Here is a 22415-nt window from a genome sequence, read left to right on the forward strand (position 1 = left end):
CGGAGCCAGTCCGCCCCCAGACTCTTGCAGCGGTGCGGCGCCGTTGGTCCGAGCTCCCGATTTCGGCGCGGACGCCCGCGCAGACGCTGGGTCGCATCGGCGTGGGCTGCGAGGGGACGCACGGCGTGTTTCCGAAGTGCAACCTGACGTGTTCTCCGTGCTACCACTCCGCAGACGCCAACAAGGTCCGCACCGACGGCGCCCACACGCTGGAACACGTCCGGCGCCAGATGGCGCTGCTGCGAGAGCGACGCGGCCCACGGGCCCACGCCCAGCTCATCGGTGGCGAGGTCTCGCTGCTGCCGCCCGATGATCACGCTGCCTCGCTGTTGGCGATGCGTGCCGCCGGTCGAGAACCCATGTCGATGACCCACGGAGACTTCGACCAAGACTACCTCCATGACCTCGTCACCCAGTCCGATGGCAGGCTCCGACTGCCGCGGGTGTCCTTCGCGGCGCACTTCGACTCCTTGATGCGGGGGCGGCGAGGGGCCCCCCGACCGCGGACCGAGGGTGAGCTCGACGCGCATCGCGCTGCGTTCGTGTCCATGTTCGAACGCGTGAAGCAGCAGACGGGCCTGCGCTACTTCCTGGCCCACAACATGACGGTGACCCGCGCGAACCTCGACCAGGTCGCCGACGTCGTGGCCGCAGTGCGACACATGGGCTACTCGATGATGTCGTTCCAGCCGGCCGCCCGGGTGGGTGATCCCCGGAGGTGGGGTGTCGACGAGCAGTCCGTCGCCATCGACGAGGTCTGGGAGCAGATCGAGACGGGCATGGGCCAGCCGGTGGCGTGGCGGGCCCTGCAGTTCGGAGACTCACGGTGCAACCGTTCGGCCTTCGGCATCGTCGTGGGCGACAGCTGGGTCCCGCTGCTTGATCCCGCTGCGGCGGCCGACCTGGCCTTCCGCGACGCCGTGTTCGCGCGCGCTCCGGGGGTCTCGCTCAGCGGCGAGCAGTCGTGGGTCACGACCGCAAAAGCGCTCCGTTTGGCACTGCGGGAGCCACGGTTGGCCGTCATGGCGCTGCACTGGAGCCGCCGTCTCATACGTCGCGCCGGCGGCCTGTCGACGTTGGTCCATGCAGCTGCCCGCCACAAGGTCAGAGGATTGACCTTTGTCGTCCACGCCTTCATGGATGCCTCGGCCGTGATCCCCGCGTGGCGCGCCATGGAGGCAGGGGAAGTCGCCTCGGATGCCGGGACCAGGGCCACCCAGGAGCGGCTGCAGGCCTGCGTCTACACCATGGCCCACCCCGAGACCGGCGAGCTGGTCCCGGCTTGTGTCCAGCACTCGGTCCACGACCCCCAGGAGAACAAGCAGCTCCTCACCCTGCTCCCCATGCCGACGCGGCGCTGACGGCAGCTCAGTTCCGGTACGTCGCGAGCCACCGCCGGTCGATCCGGCGCTTGAGCGCCATGCTGGACCGGCCTAGCCACCACCACCGACCCCGCACGGCCAGCGCCGTACCCCCTCCGAGGTCGAGGATGGACAACGCGTTCGCCTGCGGGCGGTAGACCGGGGCCAAGGCACCGCTGGGTCGGGCCTCGAGCGCCGCGAGCAGCACCGGGCCCTGCCGGACGCCGTGAACGCCGATCCGCGGCAGGGTGACAGGCAGGAAGTCAGCGCAGTCCCCGGTAGCGTAGACGTCGTCGTGATCGCGGTGCTGCAGGGTCGCTCGCACTGGGAAACCACGAGGACCTCCCAACGGCGACCGGGTGGCCAGCGGGGGCGACACCAGGCCGGTGGCCACGACCACGACGTCGTGGGGGATGCGGGTCCCGTCGCGCAGCAGGACAGCGTTGTCGTCGATGCGCACGGGATCGGCCTGCGCCACGACCCGGATACCCCTGGTCTCGAGCAGCCCGAGGAGTCGCTGCGCTGCGCGGCGCGGCAGAAATCCGCCGATGCGGGAGCCGTGCTCGAGCAGGTGGACCAGGTCGGTGTCATCGCGGGCGGCGAGGTGCGCGGCGAGCTCGATGCCGCTGGCGCCCGCGCCGACCACGGTGACGTGGTGACCGCGCCCGGCCGGCGGGTCCTGCAGGCGTTCGCGTAGCCCGGTGAGGTCGCTGAGCGGCTTGACCCGGACCACCGCGGCGCCGTTGGTCGTGCCCGGCGGCACGTCGGCGACGCTGCCGATGTTGAACGACACGACGTCCCACTCGTGGCGGGACCCGTCGTCCGCGGTCGCCGTCCTCGCCACGGGGTCGACGGCGGTGACGAGTCCGTGCCGGTGGTCGACGTGGTGGCATGCGAGAGCCGCGACGTCGAGCCGACCCTCCGCGGGGTCGCGGCCACCGGCCGCGATGCCGGACGCGGTCCCGCTGTAGTCGAAGCGCGCAGGTGCCACGAGCGTGGTGCGGTACCCGGCGGCAGCCAGCCGGGAGGCGTGGCGCAGGAGGTGAAGGTGCGCGTGGCCGGCGCCGACCAGCAACAGGCGCCGCTCAGGCGACACGGCGCTCAAGCCACCAGCGACGACTTCTCGCCAGGGTGTGCAGGGCGCGCCGCGTCGCGGGGCGGTCGAGCTGATTCCGGACGTCGGCGATCGCAGCGTTCCACGGTCCGTCGTTCCACGTCGGGTACGCGTGGGTGATGCCGGCCAGGTCGCGCGTGCGCAGCCCGCGGCGGACGGCGATCGCCAGCTCGCCCAGCGTCTCTCCGGCCCGTGGCCCCACGACGGTCGCTCCGAGGATCCTGCCCTTGCCGTCGACGGCCAGACGAGTGAGCCCGTCGGTGAGGTCCTCGGTCACGGCGCGGTCCACGTGGCGGTGCTCCAGGGTAAGGATCCGGATGCCGTCGCGTTCACGTCCGGTGTCGACACCGACGGCGGCGACCTCCGGATGGGTGTAGGTGACCCGCGGCACCGCAGAGGTCTCCACAGCACGACGTACACCGAGCACCGCGTTGCTGGCGGCGAGGCTGCCATGGACGCCGGCGACGTGGGTGAACTGGGGGTGACCGGTCAGGTCGCCGGCCGCCCAGATGCGGGGGTTGGTGGTCCTCAACCGACTGTCGACGACCACGAACCCGCGCTCGTCCAGCTCGACCCCGACCGTGTCGAGCCCCAGACCCGTGGTCCGGGGACGTCGTCCCACGGCGACCAGCAGCCGGTCGAAGGCGACCTTCGCCCCGTCGTCGAGGATCACCCACCCGGACTGCGAGTCCGACGCGACGACAGAGGCCACCGACTGACCGGTCCGGATCGTGACGCCGTCGGACTCCAGCGCGCGGTGCACGACGGCGGCTGCCGCGGCGTCCTCGCGTGGCAGCACCCGCGGCGCCCCCTCCACCACGGTCACCTCGATGCCGAGACGGGACAGGCCCTGCCCGAGCTCACAGCCGATGCTCCCCCCGCCGAGGACCGCCACACGGCGCGGAGCCTCGGTGAGGTCCCACACGGTGTCGCTGGTCAGGAAGTCGAGGTCGGCCAAGCCGGGGATTGGCGGCACGGCGGGCGACGCACCCGTCGCGACGACCGCCTGGGTGAATCGGATCGTCTCGCCGTCGAGGTCGAGCATCCCCTCCCCGACGAACCGGCCGTTCCCGGTGCGCACCGTCACCCCCACGGCCTCGAGGGACTCGATCGAGTCGACGGGCGCGATCTGGCGGATCGCTGCGTGCACGTGCTGCATCACGCGCGGGAAGTCCACCCGGACGCCACCGACGTGCACGCCGAACCGCTCGGCGCGTCGAGCGCCCGCGGCTGACTCAGCTGCAGCCAGCAGTGCCTTCGACGGCACGCAACCGGTCCACAGGCAGTCTCCCCCGGTGCGATCGCGCTCGACCAGCAGCACCCGAGCACCGAGGCGCGCAGCCGTCTTGGCCGCAACGATCCCGGCGGTACCTCCTCCGAGGACGAGCAGGTCCCAGCGGTCCGGCGTGCTCACGCTTGCCGCCCGTCGATCAGGTCGTCGAGGACGGTGCGCATGCGCTCGACCGAGTTCGGGTCCACGGATCGACGGCCCGACCACAACGACAGGGCACGGTGCAGCAGCCGGTGCTGGCGCATGACCTCACTGCACTTCTTGCACGTGGCCACGTGCTCTTCAAGTCGGGTGATCTCCCCCGGCGTCAGGGGCGCGGCCGGATCGGCGTCCAGGTAGCGCTGGATGCGACGTGCGGTCCAGTGACAGGTGACCATCTGCCGGAGCGCTCCACTCATGACTGCTCCCCTCGGGTGGTGGTGAAGGTGGGGCCGAGTGCCTTGCGGACGCGTTCGCGGGCGCGGCTCAGCCGGGACATGACGGTGCCGACAGGGACGTCGAGGACCGCGGCCGCTTCGGCGTAGGTCAGGTCATGGACGTCCACGAGAACGAGCGCGGAGCGGAACTTGGGGGCCAGTCCGTCGACCGCGTCCTGCAGAGCACCGTCGAGCTCTTCCACGACGTATGCCTCCTCGGCGCCCGGGGACTCCGCAGCCCCGAACGCAGGCCGGGACGCGTGGATCAACTCCCAGTCGTCGACCGCGATGGGGCGTCGCCTGCGGTGCATGTTGGCGTTGGTGTTGCGCACGATCGTGAGCAGCCACGCCCGTGGGTGGCGGCCGTCGAAGCGGTCGATGGCTCGAAAGGCGCGAATCAGCGACTCCTGCACGAGGTCCTCGGCGTCGGCAGCGCTCCCGGTGATGCTCCGGGCCACCCGCAGCATCACCTCGATCTCGGGCTCGACGACCTCCGCGAAGGCACGACGGCGCACGGCATCGTCGGGGTGGGCGGCCTCGCTCATGCCACGGAAACCCGTCGAGTACCCAGATGTCTTCCAGCCGCACTACGGCGCCTTGAGGCCGGACCGTGGCGGGGGCAGAGAGCGTGCATGTTGCGAGCCTTGCACTAAGAGCCCGAGCAACGAGCGGCCACGAAGGTGCGAGGGCCGGCGCCTCGTCGAGCGTCGGCCCTCGCACGGGTCGTCCGGTTCTCAGATCTCGGGTGCCTGGGGCACGTCGAGCTCGGTGTGCACGTGGTGGTTGAAGTAGTTCGTCAGCAGGTTCAGCGTCACGTGGGCCGAGAGCTCGGTCAGCTGCTCCTCGCTCCACCCCGCGTCCAACGCGGCCTGCCACGCGGCATCGCTGGTGTTGCCCACCTTCGCGGTGTACTCACGTGCCAGGTTGAGCAGTGCGTCGAGGGCAGGGTCGAAGTCAGCCTCGCCGCGACGGATGGCGATCATCTCGTCGTCACCGAGGCCGGCCGCCTTGCCGCCTCCGGTGTGCGCGGACTGGCAGTAGGTGCACTCGTCCTGGTTGCCCACCGCGAGGGCGATCGCCTCGCGGACCCGGGCGTCGAGCAGCGCGTGCTCGCGGATGACGTCCTGCAGGGCGACGTAGGAGTGCAGGACGGCGGGCGAGTGCGCCATCTCGCCGTGGATGTTGAGGACCTTGCCGTACTTCGCCTCGAGCCGCTTGAGGGCGTCGCGGCTGGCCTCAGGTGCGCTGTCCGTGGTGTGGACGGGAATGCGGGGCATTTCTCCTCCGAGAGATCGGGTTCGGTTGTCCCTTGGGCAACCCGGCCACGGTCGGACACCATTCCGACTCGACCGTGTGGACGGCGTCACGCACCTCTTCTCACCGAGTGGGAAGCAACCCGATCCTCCGCCGGGTTTCGTAGGCACCCAGTCACCAACCCAGCAGCGAGGTCAGCATGAAGGCAGTGTGGAAAGGCGCCACGGTCGCCGAGAGCGACGACACGGTGGTCGTGGAGGGCAACCACTACTTCCCATTGAGCTCGGTCCGAAAAGATCTCCTGCGCCCATCGTCCAAGCAGACCTCGTGTGCATGGAAGGGACAGGCCTCCTACTACTCGCTCGAGGTCGACGGGCAGGTCAACGAGGACGCAGCATGGTTCTACCGCGAGCCCAAGCCCGAAGCCGCCCAGATCAGCGGCCGGGTGGCCTTCTGGAAGGGCGTCAAGGTGACGGACTGACATGGGTGCGCACACATGGACTCGACCTCTGATCGGGCTGGTCGCCCTTCTCGCGCTTCTGGTCTCGGGATGCGGCACCGGCGGGCAGGACGCCACCGCCGACGAGACAGCGAACGACGACACCTCGACCACCACAGCAGGCACAGCGACGCCTGCGGTGCTCGACTTCACCTCCGAGACCGTCGACGGTGACGCCTTCGACGGCAGCACGCTCGCCGGCAAGCCGACTGTTTTCTGGTTCTGGGCACCGTGGTGTCCCACCTGCCGCGCCCAGATCTCCGGCGTCGGCGAGCTCGCCGAGACCTACGGTGCCGACGTCAACGTCGTCGGCGTCGGATCGCTGGACGAGCAGGCAGCCATCGAGGAGTTCGCCGCCGAGGTGTCACCCGACGTCACGCTGCTCGCCGACCCCGACGGCGCCGTGTGGCGCCAGTTCGGCGTGACCGCCCAGAGCACCTACCTCGTCCTCGACGAGGCCGGGACGGAGCAGGCGTCGGGCTACCTAGACGACGCCGAGCTGGCCGCCCTCGTCGAGGACCTGGCGGGCTGATGTCCGAGGGCCTGCTCGTCGTCGCCGTCGGCGCCGGCATGCTTGCCGCCGTCAACCCGTGCGGCTTCGCCCTCCTTCCGGCGTACATCTCGCTCCTCCTCGCCGGGAGCGAGTCGCTCTCCCGCCCCGCTGCAGCGGGACGCGCCGCGGCCCTCAGCGTCGCCATGACCTCGGGCTTCGCAGGCGTGTTCGCCGTCTTCGGCCTGGTCATCTCCCCGGTCGCTGGTCAGCTGCAACGGCACCTGCCGTGGTTCACCGTCGTGCTGGGGGTGACGCTCGCGCTGATGGGTGTGTGGCTGGCAGCGGGCCGCACGCTCTCGCTCCCACGCCTGCGCCGCTCGTCCCGCTCGACGGCAGCCCGACCGTTGACCCGTTCGTTCTGGTCGATGGCCGGCTTCGGGGCCAGCTATGCGGTCGCCTCCATCTCCTGCACGATCGCGCCCTTCCTGGCCGTGGTCGTCGGCGGGTTCCGCAGCGGCTCAGTCCTCGAGGGGCTAACGCTCTTCTTGGCGTACGCCGTGGGGATGGGACTGGTGGTCGGGACGCTGGCCGTGGCGACGGTCTTCGCCTCCCCCACGACTATCGGGCGCCTCAGAGGCGCTGGTCGGTGGGCTCCCCGCGCGGCAGGCGCGCTGCTGGCTGCGGCCGGCACCTATGTCGCCTACTACGGCTGGTGGGAGCTGCGGGTCCTGGCCGGCGGAGACCCGGACGATCCCATCATCGACGCGGCCGCCCGGCTCCAACAGCAGCTCGCTGAAACCGTGGACTCCATCGGCCCCCTCGGGTGGCTGACGGCCGGAGCGCTGCTTCTCCTGGCAGTCCTCATCACACGGCGACGAGCTCGCGGCCGCAGGGACCCGGCGATGAGTGAGTGGGCGGAACGATGAGAGCTACGAAGCGGCTGGCGTCCGCAGCAGCACTCTCGATCGTCCTGGCAGCCTGCGCGAGCACACCGAGCGACCGCGTCGACCGCGACGACCGCGACGACGACCAGACATCGACGCCAGAGGTCGACGCCGGGGACGCCGCCACCCCGGGCGAGAAGCCATTGTCCGCGCTCGACGACCCGGCACACCCCGACTTCCCCGACCCGCTGATCGACCTCGACGACCTCCTCCCTGGGGGACCGCCGCCGGACGGCATCCCCGCCATCGACAACCCCCACTTCCAACCAGTCTCGGAGGTGAACTGGCTCGACGACGACGAGCCGGTGCTCGCCCTGACGATCGACGGTCAGACCAAGGCATACCCGATCCGGATCATGACGTGGCACGAGATCGTCAACGACCAGCTCGCCGGCGTTCCCGTGGCGGTCACGTACTGCCCGCTCTGCAACTCCGGGGTCGCCTTCGAGCGCACCGTCTCAGGGCAGACCACCACCTTCGGGGTCTCCGGCAAGCTCTACGCCGACAACCTGGTGATGTACGACCGGCTCACCGAGTCGCTGTGGCCCCAGCTGACGGGCCGGGCGTCCGTCGGCGCGCTCACGGGCACACGGCTCGAGAGCATCCCCGTCGGAGCGGTCGGCTGGCGGCAATTTCGCGAGGAGCACCCGGACGCGCGTGTCCTCAGCAGGTCGACCGGACATGACCGCAGCTACCTGAGCAACCCGTACGTGGGCTACGACGACCCGGACTCCGAGCCGCTCTTCGCGCTCCCGACCGACCCGGACTCCCGCCTGTTGGTCAAGGCTCGCGTGGTCGGCGTCGGCGACGGAAAGGACGCCGTGGCCGTGTCTCGGGACCTGCTTGCGGACCGAGGTGTGCAGCACGTGGACGTAGGTCCCAACCGTGTCGTGCTCTGGCACGCGCCGGGCCAGGTGTCGGCGCTCGACACAGAGGAGATCCCGGACGGCGCCGAGATCGGGTCGGTGGCCGCCTTCACCGCCAAGGCCAGCGGAAGGGCTCTCGACTTCACCCGAGCCGACGACGGCACGTTCCGCGACCGGCAGACCGGATCGGTGTGGAACCTCTTCGGACGCGCGGTGAGCGGGCCGCTCGCCGGCGAACAGCTCGCGGCCGTGAGGCACCTCGACACCTTCTGGTTCGCCTGGATCGCCTTCCAGCCGGACACACGGCTCGTCGCGGCTCCCTGAGGACCGGCCCCTCCGCAGACGTCACCTCAACGCGTCGGCGAGCTCCACCAGCGACGCTGCCTCGACGTCGGGCGCCGCGAAGTACGACGGGTAGCGACCAGACGCACGGTCGATCCATGCGGTGGCAAGGCCTGCACGTCGAGCACCGTCGACGTCCCAGGGATGCACCGCGACGAGCATGGCGTCCATCGGCTCGACGCCGCACTCCTGTAGGGCCCAGGTGTAGGCCCGCAGGGCCGGCTTCCACACTCCCGCGTCCTCGACAGTGAGCAGTCGCTCGAACCGGTCACGCACTCCCGCCCCCTGCAAGAGAGTCTCAGCGACCCCGGCGGAGCCGTTGCTCAGGGTCACGAGCCGTATCCCGAGATCGCTCAGAGCATGGACGCCCTCGACGACGTCTGGGTGCACTGCGAGCTCGGAGAAGCCCCGCATGACGTGCTCGACGGCCTCCTCGAGCGGGCGGTCGATCGGACGACCGGCCAAACGGACCCGCAGGGCCTCGGCGCCAAGCGTGGCGAATGACTCGATGTCCCCGGACGCCGTCAGCGCGAACCCGTCACGCAGCAGCTCGGCGAACCAGAGCTTGGCGAGATGCTCGGGGGCACCGATTTCCTCGAACCGTGCTGAGAGCGGCGACATGTCCGACAAGGTCTCGTTCACGTCGAAGATGAGCAGACTCGGGCGCCTCGGCCCGTCAGGGCTGATCGGTTGGTCGGAGCTGAACGGGGCGCTGGTCATGGAGTCTCCTCGTGCGTCGCGCGCTTCGGCTCACGCGTGGGCGACGTCTTCAGTGTGGCGCGTGGACGGTGACGTCCCCACAGTCGCACTTCCTCGCCGCACGGGGTCGACCCGATGTGAGGCCAACCACTGGCCACAGCCGAGCGCGGCGATGAGGCTCCGCACCCGATGGAGACGGCCAGCCCGTCCAGGTCACCTGAGTTGCGAACGCGGAGAGCAGGCCTACGGTTCTGAGGACCCACACGGCGTCGAGCAAGGCCAGCAACCGCCCGGCGTCCGCCGTGACGCCCGCACCTGCTGCCCGGGCAAGCAACCAGGCATAGCTGGCCAACCCGGCCCCCGCCTTATCGGCGTACGTCTTGAGGTCCCGACTGGTGCCCACTGACCTGGGCACAACCCGGGTGGCGCAGCACCAGACCCGCGTCCGTTACAAGCGGAGTACAAGCAGTCGAAAGCCACCGATGTTTGCGCAGGTCACTATGGGTCAGTCAGTCAGTACCTCGACATCGACTCGAATCCGGACTGGACGCTCCCCGCCGAGCAGGCGCGGCACGGCGAACACGACCGTAACCTGACGGCTGAGCCGCGGCGCCTCGACGACGACGCCCGAGCAACCGGCGGGCACATCGAGGTTGGTGAGAATACGGTGGATCGAGCGACGGGCGGACCACGTTGTGCCCGCGGTGATAGTCGTGCATCGTGACGCTCCCTTTCACGGTGCGGAGTGCGCCGACAAGCGGCGCGGATGCCTCTCGTGAGGGGAAAGTCCGCAGCTCGCCCGAGATGTGACAGGTCGCTGGCTACTTGTTCCCAGAGCCAGTCCCGGCCGCGGTCTGGCCTTGCCAAACGTCAGACCGCGTCACACCCGTAAAGACACTGGCGATGCTGTTACGGTTGGCGACATCCGTAACTAGGCGTAAGGCACCCGTCATGATGAGTAACCCCTACACCCCAGGTGGCCGGCCGCGGGTGTTCGTCGGCCGCGACGGCGAACGTCGGTGGCTACGCGACCGTCTCGCACGCGTTGTCGCCTACGGCGAGATGATGGGCCCGCTGGTGGTGGCCACCGGTCCCCGCGGGGTCGGCAAGACCTCGCTGATGCGTGATCTCCAGGCGCAGGCCCAGGAGACCGGATTCGTCGTGGCCTGGGTAGCCGGCGTCAAGCAGCAGCCGTTTCTGGCCGACGTGGTTGACCGGGTGACGCGCGCCCTGGACCGTGCCGACCGGCTCGAGAGGCCGGCACGAGCTCGCGTGCAGGAGGTCGGCGTCGAGGTTGGCGTCGGCATGGCGAAGGTGTCGGCCACGATCGGCCGGGGTGACAACTCGGAAGTAGGTTCCTCGGCTGCGCTGGTGGGACCGGTCGAGGACTTCTTCCACACCGCCTCGCACCTGGTCCGAGACGCCGGCGGCGCCGGCCTGCTCGTCATCATCGACGAGCTGCACGCACCCCTGCTCCCCCGCAGCGACCGCGAGAGCACCGCGGACCCCCGCGCGAGTCTGGACGCCGCGGTGCTGCTCAACGCGGTGCAGAACATGGAGGCCGAGCGAGAGGACTACCCGCTCGGAGTGATCGGCGCCGGGCTGCCCGAAACCAAGGCCTACCTCACCCGAGCGGCCACCTTCGGCGAGCGCACCCACGAGATGGTCCTGCACGTACTCGACGAGAACACCGCCCGCCAGGTGCTCACCGAGCCGGCCCGCAGTCTCGGCGTCACCTGGTCCCCTGAGGCCCTGGCGGCCGCCACCCAGGCCAGCGGCGGCTACCCCCAGTCACTCCAGACCATCGGTGCCGCGACCTGGGACGCGGCACAGCCCGACGAGGGCGACACCATCACCCTCGCCGACCTCAAGGCCGGACGCTCAGTCAGCGACGCCGGCCTCGAGTCGCTGTTCCGAGCGCGCTGGGAGGTAGCCACCGCGTTCGAACGCGCCTTCCTGGAAGCCATGGCCCGCCACACCGACAACGAGATCGACCGGGCCGCCGTCGCCGCCGAGCTGGGTGTCGACACCGACGCTCTCGGCATGCACCGACGCAGCCTCATCAGCAAGGGCATCATCGAGTCCCCCCGGCGCGGCAGCCTGCGCTTCACCATCCCCGGCTTCGCCGCCTACGTGCGATCGCTCGACGACAACCCCGGCGGACCTGCGGAGCGCTGAGAGCAACGCCCCGGCCCGGGTCCGGCGGGCGCGGGCAACGGACCACTCCCCCTCGGGCGAAAGACCCGGGTGCATCTATTTGACACGTACGTGTCAAACAATCAGGATGGGGAGGTGATTACAGACGTTGGCACCCACGAGCTCGTCGGTGAGATCACCGCGACCTGGCGGCAGATCCAGCGTCGGCATCCCGAGCTCCCGGCAGTGATGTTCACGTTGGGCGAGGGGGGTGGCCCCGGCGGCCGACAGCGGCTGGGTCACTTCCTGGCGGGTGGTTGGGTGCGCCGCGGGTCGGAGGATCGGGTCCACGAGGTCTTCGTCGGTGCCGAGGGCCTCGCTGCTGGGGCCGAGGAGCTGCTCGACACCCTGCTGCACGAGGCCGCTCACGCCCTCGCCCATGTGCGCGGGGTTCAGGACACGAGCCGGCAGGGTCGCTATCACAACGCACGGTTCCGCGACGTCGCACGAGAGATCGGCCTGGTGTGCACGCAAAGCGGAGGCGACGGCTGGGCCCAGACCCAGCTCGACGACACGACCCGGGCCCGCTACGCCCAGCAGGTCACCCGCCTGGACAAGGCAATCGGTGGCCACCGGGTCACCCGGCTACGCAGGCGCCGGCGCGCCTCGAGCAACAACGGTGCCGCGCTCGTGTGCGACTGCGGCCGAAAGATCCGAGTAGCCCCCTCCACCGCGGCCCTCGGGCCGATCCTCTGCGGCGTGTGCGATGCCGTCTTCGTCGAGGTGGCCCCAACAGCCGATGACCCCGCTGGTGACACGGCCGGAACGTGAACCAGACCTGTGGAGAACCCGACCGGTGTCGGTGACATCGACCAGACTGATCACAACGCACGAGGAGGATGACAACGATGAACGGCACCCCTGAGGACCGCCCAAGCGACTCGACAGCCACGGAGACGGCGGCAGCACCGGGCTTCCACGAGGCCTATCAGGCCAAGCTCGGTGAGACCATCCGGGCGCTCAGCGATGCCGCCCGGCTCCCCCGCCCGCGGCTGCGACGCACCGACGAGGGCACCTGGGTCGAGGACACCGAAGCCGCGCCCGAGCAGATGGACTGGGCCGAGTTCGTGACCCTGGCAATCGCCGGCGTCGCCGCCAACATGGGCGGCATCGACGCCGTGCTCGCGGGCCGATCCGGGTCGTGGGAGGCCGAGGGCGTACGGCAACTCCTGTACTCCACCGTCGGCGCCGACGAGGCCCAGCTGTGGGCGCATCGCACAGACCCCGTCGACATCACGCTGTACGTCGACGAGCTCCTGGTCGATCGCACCGAGGCCTGGGCCGCCTACGACCAGGCCCAGACCGAGATCAACCGCAGCTACGACGTCGCCAGCAGGGACTGGAGCGAGGACCTCGACGCCCGCTACATGTGGGTCTACGACCGCACCGACGCCGGGGCCATGGTGGCCCGCGACCCGGACGCCCCTGCGTGGTCGTGGGATGCCTGGCGGACCGGGCTCGACCCGGAGACCCCCCAGGACTTCCGGGAGGCCGTCGAGGAAAGCCTGCGCACCGGGACGGGCCTGTTCACCGGCCGCCCGGACGGAAGCACCGCCCACATCCCAAAGAGCGAGGAGGACCGCGCCGAGCACCAGCGGCTCCTCGACGCCCACGAGGCACGGCTGACCGCGATCGGCGAGCTCGAGGAGCGCCTCGAAGAGCAGCGACTGCAGGAGTGGGCCGCCTACGGCCAGGCGCTCAAGGCCCGGGTGGAGGCGCTGGCGGCGGCCACGCCCGGCCTGGACGTGCCGGTGCAGGTCCACGTCGACGTCGACACCTTCCGCCGCGACAGCGGGCAGCGCGAGGGCTTCTGGAACAGCCTGGAGGCCCGCCTAGTGGACGCGGCGGTGATGGACACCCCGACCCCCGAGGACCTGCCCGGCACCCCCCTGGAACGGCTCACGCGGGCGCTGGAGACCGACAACGCCGCGGAAGCCGACAACTGACGAGCGATGGGAGAAGGCCGATGATGTACGCGTTTGTGATGACCCTCAGCCTGGGGTTCGCCGGCGTCTTGTTCGAGGCCGAGCGACCCACGCTGTGGATCGCAGCCGGCTGCTCGCTTCTGGCTCAGATCGTCGATGCACTGCACCGTCGATCGCAGGCGGTCAGCAGCGCCAAGGTCAACGTCTGATGCCGGCCACACGCACGGCGGCGGACCAAGCGATCGCCCACGCACGAGCCACCGAGGCCGCCGTCCAGGACCTCTGCCGTGTGACCCTGAACCGGCCCGCGCTGACCCCGGCCGAGACGGCCGACGTGCTCAGCCACCTGGCGGCCGCCGTCGCCGCACTCCCCCAAGCCAGCGCACAACTCGCCGAGATCCTCGACCAGGCCAAGAGCGAGCAGGTCCTCGAAACCGACACCATGAGCGACACCAGCGACCCGACCCTGGCCGTCGACACGGCATCCCTGCACCTGGAGGAGGCGCGCGAGGCCGCCGTCGTCCTCTACCGCCTGCTCGACGCTGCGCACCAGCAGACAGCGCACCTGATCAGCCACACCACCATCACCCACGACTGACCCGCCGCCAACAGACAGCCACCATCAGCGGGAACCCCGGCGACGCTTCGTGGTCCGCACCTTCCGAGCCCGCTCGATGTAGAGCTGGAGCGCAGCCCGCAGCTCCTCACCATGCTGTGCGCTGAGGTCGATCTCGTAACCACCTGGTCGAGCGCAAACGTCACCGTGCCTCCTGCACCGTCCTCGATCTCGCCTCCATCGAGGTCGTCGACCAGCTGCACCACCACTCTGCGAGCCATGCGCGTGAACCTACGACAGGAAACGCACTTCGACGCGGTGGGCACGCGGGCGTCGAGCCGCGCCAGCCCTGGGCGAAACTTCATGTGCGCTTCCGTGATCGCCGCGGGCGGGTTCCGGTCCCTAGGTGACCAAGGACCCCGGCACGACGACGAACCGAGGTGGACACCTGATGAGCACTTCCCCGGCAAGCGACCCGACACCTGACCCCGGGCCTGGCGTGGTCACATTCACGGCCGAGGGGGAACGGGCGCTCGACGACCTGGCCAGCCGCCTGGCGGCCCGGTGCGACGGCACCACCGAGAGCATCACCTCGCTCCTCGAGCAGGTCCTCACGGCTGAGGTTGCCGACCTGGCGGCCGCCCTCGACCTCGCCGACCCAAACGCCCGGAGCCGAGACCGGCGCGAGCTGCTGGACGGGGTCGAGGTCGACGAGACCACCCCGGGGCAGAGCCCCGACGAAACCGCCAGTCGCCGGCTCGGGGCTCACACACCCGACGACCTGCCGGGACCGCCCACGACGCGCCGTGAGGCGGCAGGACCCGACCGCTGAGTCCAGCTCTGAACCCGGCTAGGGGCCGGGCTCTGCTCGCTCCTCCTGCTGCTGACCAGCCGTGCCGTCAGGCGGTCGACGGGCTGTCGTCGCGAGAGGGCTGCTGACCGGGCGCACGTGGAGGCAGGCTGGTGCGAGCGCGTCGACGAAGCGCAGTCTCCAGGTCGGCAAGACCCGCGCCCAACGGCGCCGGCGGCCGCGCGTCGGCCAGCTGGTCCAGCAGCTCCTCCTCATCGGCGCCCGTGGCGGAGGGCTGCATCGTCGGAGCGCAGTAGGCGTTCCACTCCCCCACCGCGCCGGCCAGGCGTCGGTAGGCCTCGACGTCGGCCGGAGCGTTGAACCAAGCCGCGGCCGCCATCGCCACCCGCCGGGCGATCAACGCGGCCTGCTCGTCCATGGACGTCGAGTCTCGCGTCTGGCGCGGGCCAGCGGAAGCCCGCGCCACAACGAGATCTCCGCCGAAGTGACCAGCCGGGTGGGCGAGGTCCGCCCGCGCGCTGGGCGTGCGCAGCCCCCGGGAGAAGTTTTGCGGCGGAGTGATCGCTCCCGGACCACTCCGACCCCTTGGTGACCACAACACAGGCCAGACCCGTGACCGGTCGACCAAAGGAGCAACAGCCGTGGACGACTCCCAGGAGCAGGAGCAGCCGGAGACCCAGCCATCCGCAGCGGCCGAAGCGGCGCCGCCGCCGGAGGCGACGTCGCTAGGTGACCGCGTGCGCGAGGTCCGAGAACACCTCGAGCGAGCGAGCGCCGCCCTGGCCGCCCTGGACCAGCTGCTGCCCGCCAGCACCCAGCCCGTCGACGGGACCAACCGCCAGCCCGACCGGAGTCAGCAGTGACCACCTCGGTGCCCCGCGAGCTGGAGGCCGTCGACGCGGTGTTCGCAGCCGAGCAGGCGGTCCAGCGGGCCCGCCGCGTGGTCGAGGAGTTTCAGGAGGTCGTCACCTCCGCGCTGCGGGTCCTCGATGACGCCGAGCTCGACTCGGCCAAGTCGCGCCTGAGCGATCGCGGTGGCTTCTACCTGGAGGCGGCCGCCGAGCACCTCGGCAGGCTGCAGACTCGCTGCAACGAGCTCCCGAACCTGGCCACCGAGCTCGACACCCATCTCGGCCGGGCCGCGGTCGCGGTCGACGAGGCCCGCGACCGGCTGGTCGAGGTCGACACCAGCGATCCGGCGCTGGCCGCCGACATCGAGCAGCTGCAGCCGAGGGTCGCGATCCTGGGCGAGGTCGTGAACCTGGCTCGGCCGATCGCCCAGCTCGCCAGCGACCACGTCGAGAGCGCACGCCAGGCGAGCCGCGAGGTCACCGCACCCGGTCTGCTCGAGCCACAGACCCTCGAACGCAGCCTCCGGGCCGCCGGCAGCCAGCTGGACCGAGCCGACGAGGACGTGCGCCTGCTGGAGACCGTCGTCGAGCGCGCGGCCAGCCAGGCCCACGAGTCGGTCGGGATCGCCACGGAGATCTCCGACAACGCCCGCAGGCGCATGGACGCCCATCACGACCAATACCGCGACCACCCCGGCGGCCACCCGGGTAGCCACAGCGCGGCCGCCGGGGGCCTGTCCCGCTGAGACCGCTCACGAAGACCGAGAGTGCGACAGGAGGCCACGGCCATGGCCCAGCACGAGCTTGACGCCGGCACCGGTCCGGCCGGGTCCCTCGACGAGGGCGGCCGGCTCTTGGCGGCCACGGTGCTGGCGGCCGCGGGCCGCGGTGACCGTTCCGCGATCGCGGAGCTGACCGCCCCGCTCGACGTCGACCAGCTCCGCAGCCTGGTCGCCACCCTGGCGGTGCAGGTCGATCAGGTGATGACCGCCGAGGCCGTGAGCGGGCCGGCCGCGGTGTGTGAGCTGGCCATCAACGCCTCGGCCCCGCTGTTCGGGGTCACCCCGGAGGACATCCGCAGCCCCCAGCGCAGCCGGCCGATCTCTGATGCGCGAGCGGTCGCTATGACCGCCGCCCGCGAGAACGGCCTCTCGCTGCCCGCGATCGCCGAGCAGTTCGGCAAGGACCACGGATCGGTCATCCACGCCGTACGCCGCACCCAGCAGCGCCCACGCCTGGCAGACGCGGCCGCTCGAGTCACCCAACACGTCAACGACCGCTACACCGAGCGACTTCTCCGACCGGACGCCGCTGCGCCGGCTGGCGCAGTCCAGGCCGCCGCGGCCGCCGTGCCCGTGTCGACGTTCGAGCCACACGACCTGGTCGACCACGCCGTGGTCGCCGCTGCGCAGGCCTTCGCCACGACACCCGAAACGCTGATCGGCGCCGACCGGACCCGCTCCGCCGCTGATGCCCGCGGCGTGGCGATGACCGCCGCCCGGATGCGCGGGCAGAGCCTCCCCCAGATCGCCCGCCACTTCGACCGCGACCACACCACCGTGCTGCATGCGACCCGGCGAATCGAGAAGTCACCTCCGCTGCGCGACCTCGCCGCCAAGATCGCCGGCGAGCTGGCCGAGGAGCCCGCAGAGGCCGGAAGAAGCACCCGTGCGACAGCCGGGCAAGGGCCGGTCGGTGCCGGGCCCGATGAGCCAGCCGGACCGCGCTCACCCGGCGCGCAGCACGAGCGCCGCGAGACGCCGGCAGGCACCACCGAGCGCCACCTGCAGGTGGCCCGGTGAGAGCCCGGCACCCGGTCGCCCTCGCCGCCACGCTCGCCGTGGCGGCCGCAGCCAGCGCGGGGCTGGCCGGCACCTCACTCACGACGCTCCTCAGCGGCCCCGGCTCCACCCACGACAGCCCCGCAACCGCCGGCACACGGGCCACCACATCCGCGATCACCGTGCAGGTCACCGACGTCGTCGACGGCGACACCGTGCGCGTCCAAACAGGCGACGGGCGCGACCTCGGCCGAGTCCGCCTGCTCGGGATCAACGCTCCCGAGACCACCCACGGCAGCGAGCCGGCCGACTGCTACGGCGACGCCGCGACCGAGCTCCTGGCCCGTCTCAGCCCGCCAGGCACCACGGTGACCCTTGCCGCCGACCCCCGGCAGTCCGACCGCGACGTCTACGGCCGTCTCCTTCGCTACGTCGACCACCAGGGCGAGGACCTCTCCGCGACGATGCTCGCCGCCGGCGCCGCCCGGCTCTACGACTCCGAGCCGACCCTCGTGCGGGCCTCGGAGCACCAGCTGGCGGCTCAGGACGCCCAGGACGACGCACGGGGGCTGTGGGACGCCTGCTGAGGTGCAGACCGGTCCACGCCACGTGATCGCTCCCGCCGCCATGCGGGACCTAGGAGACCAACACCGGCCGACGCGCCCAGGCGCCGGCCACCACCCCAGACACGAAGGGCGGAACATCATGAGCGACGACGCAGCTCGTCACGAGGCCGAGCTCGAGGAAGAGGCCCGCAGGCGCTCGGCGGAGATCAGCGCCGGCGAGGCCGCCGCGGAGCGGGCCGCCGTCATGGACGAGGACCGCTCGCCCGACGCCGCGATCGCTGAGGTGCAGCGCTCCGGCCGACAGCACGACTACACCGACACCGCCGCCTACCACCAGCAGCAGCCCGCCGGCTTGGACCGGCGCCGACGCGGCGGCCCGCGCCGCTAGGAGGCCAGCCATGCTGACCACCGCTCCCCGGGCCGAGACCCCCTTCGCGCCAGCCTGCTTGCCGGCCTCCGTCCCTCTTGCATCGCCTCGGGCGGCCACTCGCGCCAGGCTGGCCAGTCGACCGCGCACGAGGTGGGTGGAGTGCTCCCACACCCTCTCCGGGCTGCCGTGCATGAACCACCAACCCCACGCCGGCGACGGCCGCGGCTGCGTCCACTACTCGACCTCGGGGGTGCCCGACCGTCACGACTACGGCGACGACGAGTAACCAACTTGGTAGCCGGCCTGGGTGCTTCTAGCTCGTCCAGGTCCGGTCAGTTCAGCGAGAACGACGTCAGCGGCATGAGCTGGGTCGCCAGCAGCGCGGACGGGCTCGGCACGGGCGGTGGGGGCTGCTGCTCGAGGTGGCGGAGCCGCTCGACGGTGGTCGGGTGGCCGTAGCGGGTCAGGAACCGCGCGAGCACGCCGCCCAGACCGTGGTCGACCACGAACTGGTCCCCGATCGCCTCGGTGCGCGCCTGCAGGGCCCGGCCGGCCGCCGGCACCACGTAGGTCAGGGCGATCACGGCGCCGCCCAGCAGCCCGACAGCTGCTCGTCCCTCGACGACCGACTGCAGTACGCAGATCACCGCGACCACACCGCGCAGCGCCCACGCCATCCCCATGAACGGCAGCCAGGCGAACGCCGCACCCACCCCTCGGAAGACCATGACGACCACGCGCCAGGGGCTTGTAGCCACCAGGCCCGCGAGCTCGACGCGAGGCCGGCGTGCACGCCGCGCCGCGACCGCCTGCGCCACCAATGCCGCGACCTCCTCGGTGGCCACCCATCCGCGGTACACGGCCTCGACCAGCCCAGGAGTGACCACCACAGAGCGTCGACCGAGAACCGTCACCGCCGGCGTCGAGGCACGCTGGCGACGACGCACCAGCAACTCGAGGTCGGTGATCCCGACCCGGGCCAGGCCGTCGACGACGGTCCCCAGCACCTGCCGCTCCCCCGCGGTCGCGGCCCGGGCGCCGGCCAGCAGCTCGACCGCCGGCTCCTCGAGCCGGCCACTGGCCAGCGCCACCAGCAGGGCCGTCGCCGCCAGCACCAGCGGCAGCGACAAGAACGGTGGCACGAGCGCCACGACCACCATGAACAGCGCGAAGCTGACCAACGCAGCCGGCCAGAACGTCGTCGCCTTCAACACCGTCATCGGGATCTTCATCGCCATCAGCCTCCTGTCGCCAGTGTCCTCGCGCCACTAGTGCTTATTGGCCGACTTGGCGTGTCGGTGATCGTCCGACGACCTCGGCGCGACCTAGGCGACCGTGACCAGTTTGTGCCCAACCACCGACACCACCCCGGTTATCCACAGGCCCGACTTTCCGGCCGACGCCGGGGCCTCCCGACGTGGCTTGATGAAGGACAGCGGCCCGCCCGGGCCGCCACCGAGACGAGATCCGGAGGCACGGCCATGAACTCCAGCAACGACCCCACGAGCCCGGTCTTGGGCCAGGTCCTCGAGCACGGCTCCGACGAGACCCCTCAGGAGGTCTGGCGCCGCCTGGACTCGATGTCGCGGCTGCTCCACCAAGCCGCCAGGACCGTCTGGGCCCGCGCGGACGAGGACGGCCCGGCATCGCCCCTGTACTCCCTCGGCCTGGGCATCTACCTCGCCCACGGCCAGACGCAGCTGCTGCTCCCCGAAGACCTCAGCGACGTCGAGACAGACCTCGAGCTCGACGTCGACGAGCTCGACGTGCGCACCGCGGTGCAGCTGCTCACCGAGGTGGAGGAACTCAGCCGGCCGTTGCCTGTGTGGCGCGCGGACCTGGTCCACGGCTCGCAGCTGGTAGTCGACGTGTGCGACCTGCTCCGGGAGGCGCAGCACCTTGGCTGCTGACCCGCGACCACCCACCCCGGCCGCAGCCCCGGTCACAGCTGGCGGCGTTGCGTTCGCCGCGGTCGAGGCGGAGCTGTTCGACGCCGATGCCGTCCCCTTCACGACCGGGGACATCCGCACCGTGGGCGAGATGCTCGCCGACGTCGACCATCAGGCGAGGCTCCTGCTGCTCGACGTCGACGGCGACAACGCCGGCGGCTTGGTGCGGGGGTGGCCGGCCCTCGTGACGGCCGCCAGCGAGCTCTGGACGGCCCTCCCCCGCACCAGCTACACCGACGAGCTGCACGACCGTCCCATGGAGCGCCTGGTTGCCCACGCCGCCACCATCGACAACAGTTTGAGTGCCGGGTGGCCCGGCCGCGGAGACCCTGACCACCGCGTGGCGCACATGACCGAGACGCTGCAGGCTGCAGGCAGCCTGGTTCGTCGCTACGGCCCGGAGATCTACGGCCACGGCCCCGCGCTGCGTCAGGACCTGCAGGCCGCCAGGTCCAGGACGATGCACTCGCTCTACGTGGCTGCGCACGCCGGCAGCGTCGCTCTGCACGCTCACGGCTACGACCGGTATCGCGAGGCTCGTCAGGCCGGCCGCAAGGTGTCGCTGTCCACGGTCCACTCGCCGTACGTCGTCGCACCGACCGCGACGTGGGTGGGCCGGTTCGCCACCGCGGAGGCGATCGCCGGCCGATACCTCGCCGGCGGACTCGTCGCCGGCGTCGCCGGCGAAGCTCGCCCATCCGCAACCGACCACCACCGCGTCCCGCGCGCCCTGGCCGGCTGGGACATCCAGGCCCACCGCACTCTCGCCGCCCGATCCTCTGCCGCCGACAACGTCACTGTGAGCCGCACCCAAGCCCTCATCGCCGGCGTCGGCCTGCTCCTGGTCGACGCCGACTCACACCACCGCACAGCCACGACCGCCGCCGCCGGCGGACACCCGCCGTCAGACCGGCTCACGTCCCCTCTCGACGCGGTCGGTCGAGCCTGGAACAACCTGGCCAGCCGATGGGACGACCTCCCCGCCCCCACCGACCGGCCCGACCCCAAGCTGCTCCGCGCGTCGGCGGAGCTCCGCGCCGCCTACCGCGAGCTCACCCACGACGCCACCACCACGTTCCCCCCAGACGTCATCGCCCAGTACCCCGGTCTCGAGCGCGCACTGAACGCGACCCTGGCCGCGATCGAGAGCAGCCCCGAGCTCGCCGACGTCCTCGCCGAGAAGGCCAACCAGCCCGGCCTCGTCGGCCGAGCACGCGCGCTCTCCCACCGAGCCCACAACGACATCGAGGCCGGCCTGGCCACCCCTGACCCCTCCGGCGACGTCGTCTGGGTCTCCCCCGCCGACATCCACGCCAAGCGCCTCGTGCTGCTCCCCCCGCCCGTCGCGGAAACCCTGCGCGCGGCCAGCGACGCCATGATCGACGCCACCAGCTCGGTCTCAGCGGTGGCCACGGTGCATCAACGCGAGCACACGGCGGCGACCCCTGACGTTGACCCTGGCTTGCGCGGCAAGACGTTGCCCGAGGTCGGCCGGCCACCAATCGCGACGTCCACCGGGCCGCGCCGGTGACTCACACAACGCCTGTCAGATGCGGACCGGAGAACGCTGCCACCCAGCATCGACAGGGGCCGCATTGGTGTGTCAGAAGGTGCCGGCGAGGGAGAGCACTGCGCCAGCGCACGCATTTCCGGAAATGCAAAGCGGCGTGTTGTCGTTTCCAGAAACGTCCTCTACGGCAGGATCGCAGTTATGCAGACGACACGGAAGGCCGGACGACCCCACAAGGGCGAGCGCCACGCGTTCCTCGTGAAGCTGTCTCCGGAGATGGTCGACAAGATCCACCTTCTCGCGCAGATCAACGAGCGAACCTATGTCGAGGTAGTCGAAGTTGTGGCCACGGACGCGCTCGCTGCCCGGACCCGCGATGAACAGCTGGATCGGGTCACGGACTTCGTGGGCCACAAGGGCGAGCGACGCGCGGTCAAGTTCCAGTTGCCGATCGCTCAGGCCGAGAAGGTCTTCGACCTGGCACAGACCACAGCCCGCACCTATCAGGACGTGCTCGAGTTCCTTCTCGGCGATGGCCTGGAGGTCTACGACATGGTCGAGATGCTCGACTACATCTCCGAGGGACAAGGGAGGCTCGACGTAGCCGTCTGAGACTTCGGG

General features: G+C 70.9%; 27 protein-coding genes and 1 pseudogene. 19 read left to right on the top strand and 9 right to left on the bottom strand.

Annotation, left to right across the window (positions count from 1 at the left end):
• Positions 1 to 125: 125 nt before the first annotated feature.
• Positions 126 to 1361 carry a hypothetical protein gene (locus tag AB7I40_RS22505; RefSeq protein WP_428347527.1) on the top strand — a complete coding sequence of 412 codons (1236 nt, stop codon included), beginning with the start codon at positions 126 to 128 and terminating at the stop codon, positions 1359 to 1361.
• Between the two features lie 7 nt (positions 1362 to 1368).
• On the opposite strand, the gene AB7I40_RS22510 is transcribed toward AB7I40_RS22505, so the two are convergent.
• From AB7I40_RS22510 to AB7I40_RS22530, 5 genes are all read right to left on the bottom strand, one after another.
• Positions 1369 to 2457, bottom strand: a complete 1089-nt coding sequence (locus AB7I40_RS22510) for an NAD(P)/FAD-dependent oxidoreductase (RefSeq protein ID WP_428347589.1) — start codon at positions 2455 to 2457, stop codon at positions 1369 to 1371.
• Positions 2447 to 3889 (bottom strand): dihydrolipoyl dehydrogenase family protein, encoded by a 1443-nt coding sequence (locus tag AB7I40_RS22515; RefSeq protein WP_428347526.1) that lies wholly within the window; start codon positions 3887 to 3889, stop codon positions 2447 to 2449. The genes AB7I40_RS22510 and AB7I40_RS22515 overlap by 11 nt, the downstream gene beginning before the upstream one ends.
• Positions 3886 to 4164, bottom strand: a complete 279-nt coding sequence (locus tag AB7I40_RS22520) for a zf-HC2 domain-containing protein (RefSeq protein WP_428347525.1) — start codon at positions 4162 to 4164, stop codon at positions 3886 to 3888. The genes AB7I40_RS22515 and AB7I40_RS22520 overlap by 4 nt, the downstream gene beginning before the upstream one ends.
• Positions 4161 to 4727: an RNA polymerase sigma factor gene (locus AB7I40_RS22525; RefSeq protein WP_428347524.1), complete on the bottom strand. Its 567-nt coding sequence runs from the start codon at positions 4725 to 4727 to the stop codon at positions 4161 to 4163. Before AB7I40_RS22525 ends, AB7I40_RS22520 begins: the two co-directional genes overlap by 4 nt.
• 189 nt (positions 4728 to 4916) lie before the next feature.
• Positions 4917 to 5459, bottom strand: coding sequence for a carboxymuconolactone decarboxylase family protein (locus tag AB7I40_RS22530; RefSeq protein ID WP_428347523.1), 543 nt, complete (start codon positions 5457 to 5459; stop codon positions 4917 to 4919).
• Positions 5460 to 5635: 176 nt separating this feature from the next.
• On the opposite strand from AB7I40_RS22530, the gene AB7I40_RS22535 reads away from it, so the two are divergent.
• The 4 genes from AB7I40_RS22535 to AB7I40_RS22550 are packed head-to-tail and all read left to right on the top strand — an operon-like array spanning position 5636 to position 8562.
• A complete protein-coding gene (locus AB7I40_RS22535) occupies positions 5636 to 5917 on the top strand; it encodes a DUF427 domain-containing protein (protein WP_428347522.1) in 282 nt (93 codons plus the stop codon).
• A 1-nt stretch (position 5918) separates the two neighbouring features.
• A complete protein-coding gene (locus AB7I40_RS22540) occupies positions 5919 to 6467 on the top strand; it encodes a TlpA family protein disulfide reductase (RefSeq protein ID WP_428347521.1) in 549 nt (182 codons plus the stop codon).
• Positions 6467 to 7354 (top strand): cytochrome c biogenesis CcdA family protein, encoded by an 888-nt coding sequence (locus tag AB7I40_RS22545; RefSeq protein ID WP_428347520.1) that lies wholly within the window; start codon positions 6467 to 6469, stop codon positions 7352 to 7354. Before AB7I40_RS22540 ends, AB7I40_RS22545 begins: the two co-directional genes overlap by 1 nt.
• On the top strand, positions 7351 to 8562 hold the full coding sequence (locus AB7I40_RS22550; RefSeq protein WP_428347519.1) for a DUF3179 domain-containing (seleno)protein: 1212 nt from the start codon (positions 7351 to 7353) through the stop codon (positions 8560 to 8562). The genes AB7I40_RS22545 and AB7I40_RS22550 overlap by 4 nt, the downstream gene beginning before the upstream one ends.
• A gap of 21 nt (positions 8563 to 8583) precedes the next feature.
• Here AB7I40_RS22550 and AB7I40_RS22555 read toward each other — a convergent pair whose 3' ends face one another.
• Positions 8584 to 9300, bottom strand: a complete 717-nt coding sequence (locus AB7I40_RS22555; RefSeq protein ID WP_428347518.1) for a haloacid dehalogenase type II — start codon at positions 9298 to 9300, stop codon at positions 8584 to 8586.
• Between the two features lie 930 nt (positions 9301 to 10230).
• On the opposite strand from AB7I40_RS22555, the gene AB7I40_RS22560 reads away from it, so the two are divergent.
• From AB7I40_RS22560 to AB7I40_RS22580, 5 genes are all read left to right on the top strand, one after another.
• Complete coding sequence (locus tag AB7I40_RS22560) at positions 10231 to 11457, top strand: AAA family ATPase (RefSeq protein WP_428347517.1); 1227 nt, start codon at positions 10231 to 10233, stop codon at positions 11455 to 11457.
• A gap of 114 nt (positions 11458 to 11571) precedes the next feature.
• Positions 11572 to 12246 (top strand): hypothetical protein, encoded by a 675-nt coding sequence (locus tag AB7I40_RS22565; protein WP_428347516.1) that lies wholly within the window; start codon positions 11572 to 11574, stop codon positions 12244 to 12246.
• Between the two features lie 77 nt (positions 12247 to 12323).
• A complete protein-coding gene (locus AB7I40_RS22570) occupies positions 12324 to 13421 on the top strand; it encodes a hypothetical protein (RefSeq protein WP_428347515.1) in 1098 nt (365 codons plus the stop codon).
• A 20-nt stretch (positions 13422 to 13441) separates the two neighbouring features.
• The gene (locus tag AB7I40_RS22575) at positions 13442 to 13609 is read left to right on the top strand and encodes a hypothetical protein (RefSeq protein WP_428347514.1); all 168 of its coding nucleotides are present in this window, start codon (positions 13442 to 13444) and stop codon (positions 13607 to 13609) included.
• Complete coding sequence (locus tag AB7I40_RS22580; protein WP_428347513.1) at positions 13609 to 13998, top strand: hypothetical protein; 390 nt, start codon at positions 13609 to 13611, stop codon at positions 13996 to 13998. Before AB7I40_RS22575 ends, AB7I40_RS22580 begins: the two co-directional genes overlap by 1 nt.
• 24 nt (positions 13999 to 14022) lie before the next feature.
• On the opposite strand, the pseudogene AB7I40_RS22585 reads toward AB7I40_RS22580, so the two are convergent.
• Positions 14023 to 14321: pseudogene (locus AB7I40_RS22585) on the bottom strand (Lsr2 dimerization domain-containing protein).
• An 86-nt stretch (positions 14322 to 14407) separates the two neighbouring features.
• On the opposite strand from AB7I40_RS22585, the gene AB7I40_RS22590 reads away from it, so the two are divergent.
• A complete protein-coding gene (locus AB7I40_RS22590; protein WP_428347512.1) occupies positions 14408 to 14788 on the top strand; it encodes a hypothetical protein in 381 nt (126 codons plus the stop codon).
• Positions 14789 to 14855: 67 nt separating this feature from the next.
• Here the strand turns inward: AB7I40_RS22590 and AB7I40_RS22595 are convergent, their stop codons facing one another.
• Complete coding sequence (locus AB7I40_RS22595) at positions 14856 to 15185, bottom strand: hypothetical protein (RefSeq protein ID WP_428347511.1); 330 nt, start codon at positions 15183 to 15185, stop codon at positions 14856 to 14858.
• Between the two features lie 223 nt (positions 15186 to 15408).
• On the opposite strand from AB7I40_RS22595, the gene AB7I40_RS22600 reads away from it, so the two are divergent.
• The 5 genes from AB7I40_RS22600 (at position 15409) to AB7I40_RS22620 (ending at position 18353) form a co-directional block, all read left to right on the top strand.
• Complete coding sequence (locus tag AB7I40_RS22600; protein ID WP_428347510.1) at positions 15409 to 15630, top strand: hypothetical protein; 222 nt, start codon at positions 15409 to 15411, stop codon at positions 15628 to 15630.
• Complete coding sequence (locus tag AB7I40_RS22605; RefSeq protein ID WP_428347509.1) at positions 15627 to 16364, top strand: hypothetical protein; 738 nt, start codon at positions 15627 to 15629, stop codon at positions 16362 to 16364. Before AB7I40_RS22600 ends, AB7I40_RS22605 begins: the two co-directional genes overlap by 4 nt.
• Positions 16365 to 16406: 42 nt before the next feature.
• Positions 16407 to 17420, top strand: a complete 1014-nt coding sequence (locus AB7I40_RS22610) for a helix-turn-helix domain-containing protein (RefSeq protein WP_428347508.1) — start codon at positions 16407 to 16409, stop codon at positions 17418 to 17420.
• Positions 17417 to 17986, top strand: a complete 570-nt coding sequence (locus AB7I40_RS22615) for a thermonuclease family protein (protein WP_428347507.1) — start codon at positions 17417 to 17419, stop codon at positions 17984 to 17986. The genes AB7I40_RS22610 and AB7I40_RS22615 overlap by 4 nt, the downstream gene beginning before the upstream one ends.
• Positions 17987 to 18104: 118 nt before the next feature.
• The gene (locus AB7I40_RS22620) at positions 18105 to 18353 is read left to right on the top strand and encodes a hypothetical protein (protein ID WP_428347506.1); all 249 of its coding nucleotides are present in this window, start codon (positions 18105 to 18107) and stop codon (positions 18351 to 18353) included.
• 314 nt (positions 18354 to 18667) lie between these two features.
• Here AB7I40_RS22620 and AB7I40_RS22625 read toward each other — a convergent pair whose 3' ends face one another.
• Positions 18668 to 19567 (bottom strand): hypothetical protein, encoded by a 900-nt coding sequence (locus AB7I40_RS22625; RefSeq protein ID WP_428347505.1) that lies wholly within the window; start codon positions 19565 to 19567, stop codon positions 18668 to 18670.
• A 249-nt stretch (positions 19568 to 19816) separates the two neighbouring features.
• On the opposite strand from AB7I40_RS22625, the gene AB7I40_RS22630 reads away from it, so the two are divergent.
• The 3 genes from AB7I40_RS22630 (at position 19817) to AB7I40_RS22640 (ending at position 22406) form a co-directional block, all read left to right on the top strand.
• Positions 19817 to 20245 carry a hypothetical protein gene (locus tag AB7I40_RS22630; RefSeq protein WP_428347504.1) on the top strand — a complete coding sequence of 143 codons (429 nt, stop codon included), beginning with the start codon at positions 19817 to 19819 and terminating at the stop codon, positions 20243 to 20245.
• Positions 20235 to 21815, top strand: coding sequence for a hypothetical protein (locus tag AB7I40_RS22635; protein WP_428347503.1), 1581 nt, complete (start codon positions 20235 to 20237; stop codon positions 21813 to 21815). Before AB7I40_RS22630 ends, AB7I40_RS22635 begins: the two co-directional genes overlap by 11 nt.
• A gap of 180 nt (positions 21816 to 21995) precedes the next feature.
• Positions 21996 to 22406, top strand: a complete 411-nt coding sequence (locus AB7I40_RS22640) for a hypothetical protein (protein ID WP_428347502.1) — start codon at positions 21996 to 21998, stop codon at positions 22404 to 22406.
• Positions 22407 to 22415 lie beyond the last annotated feature (9 nt).

The sequence above is a fragment of the Nocardioides sp. genome, assembly GCF_050246775.1.
Taxonomy (GTDB): Bacteria; Actinomycetota; Actinomycetes; order Propionibacteriales; family Nocardioidaceae; genus Nocardioides.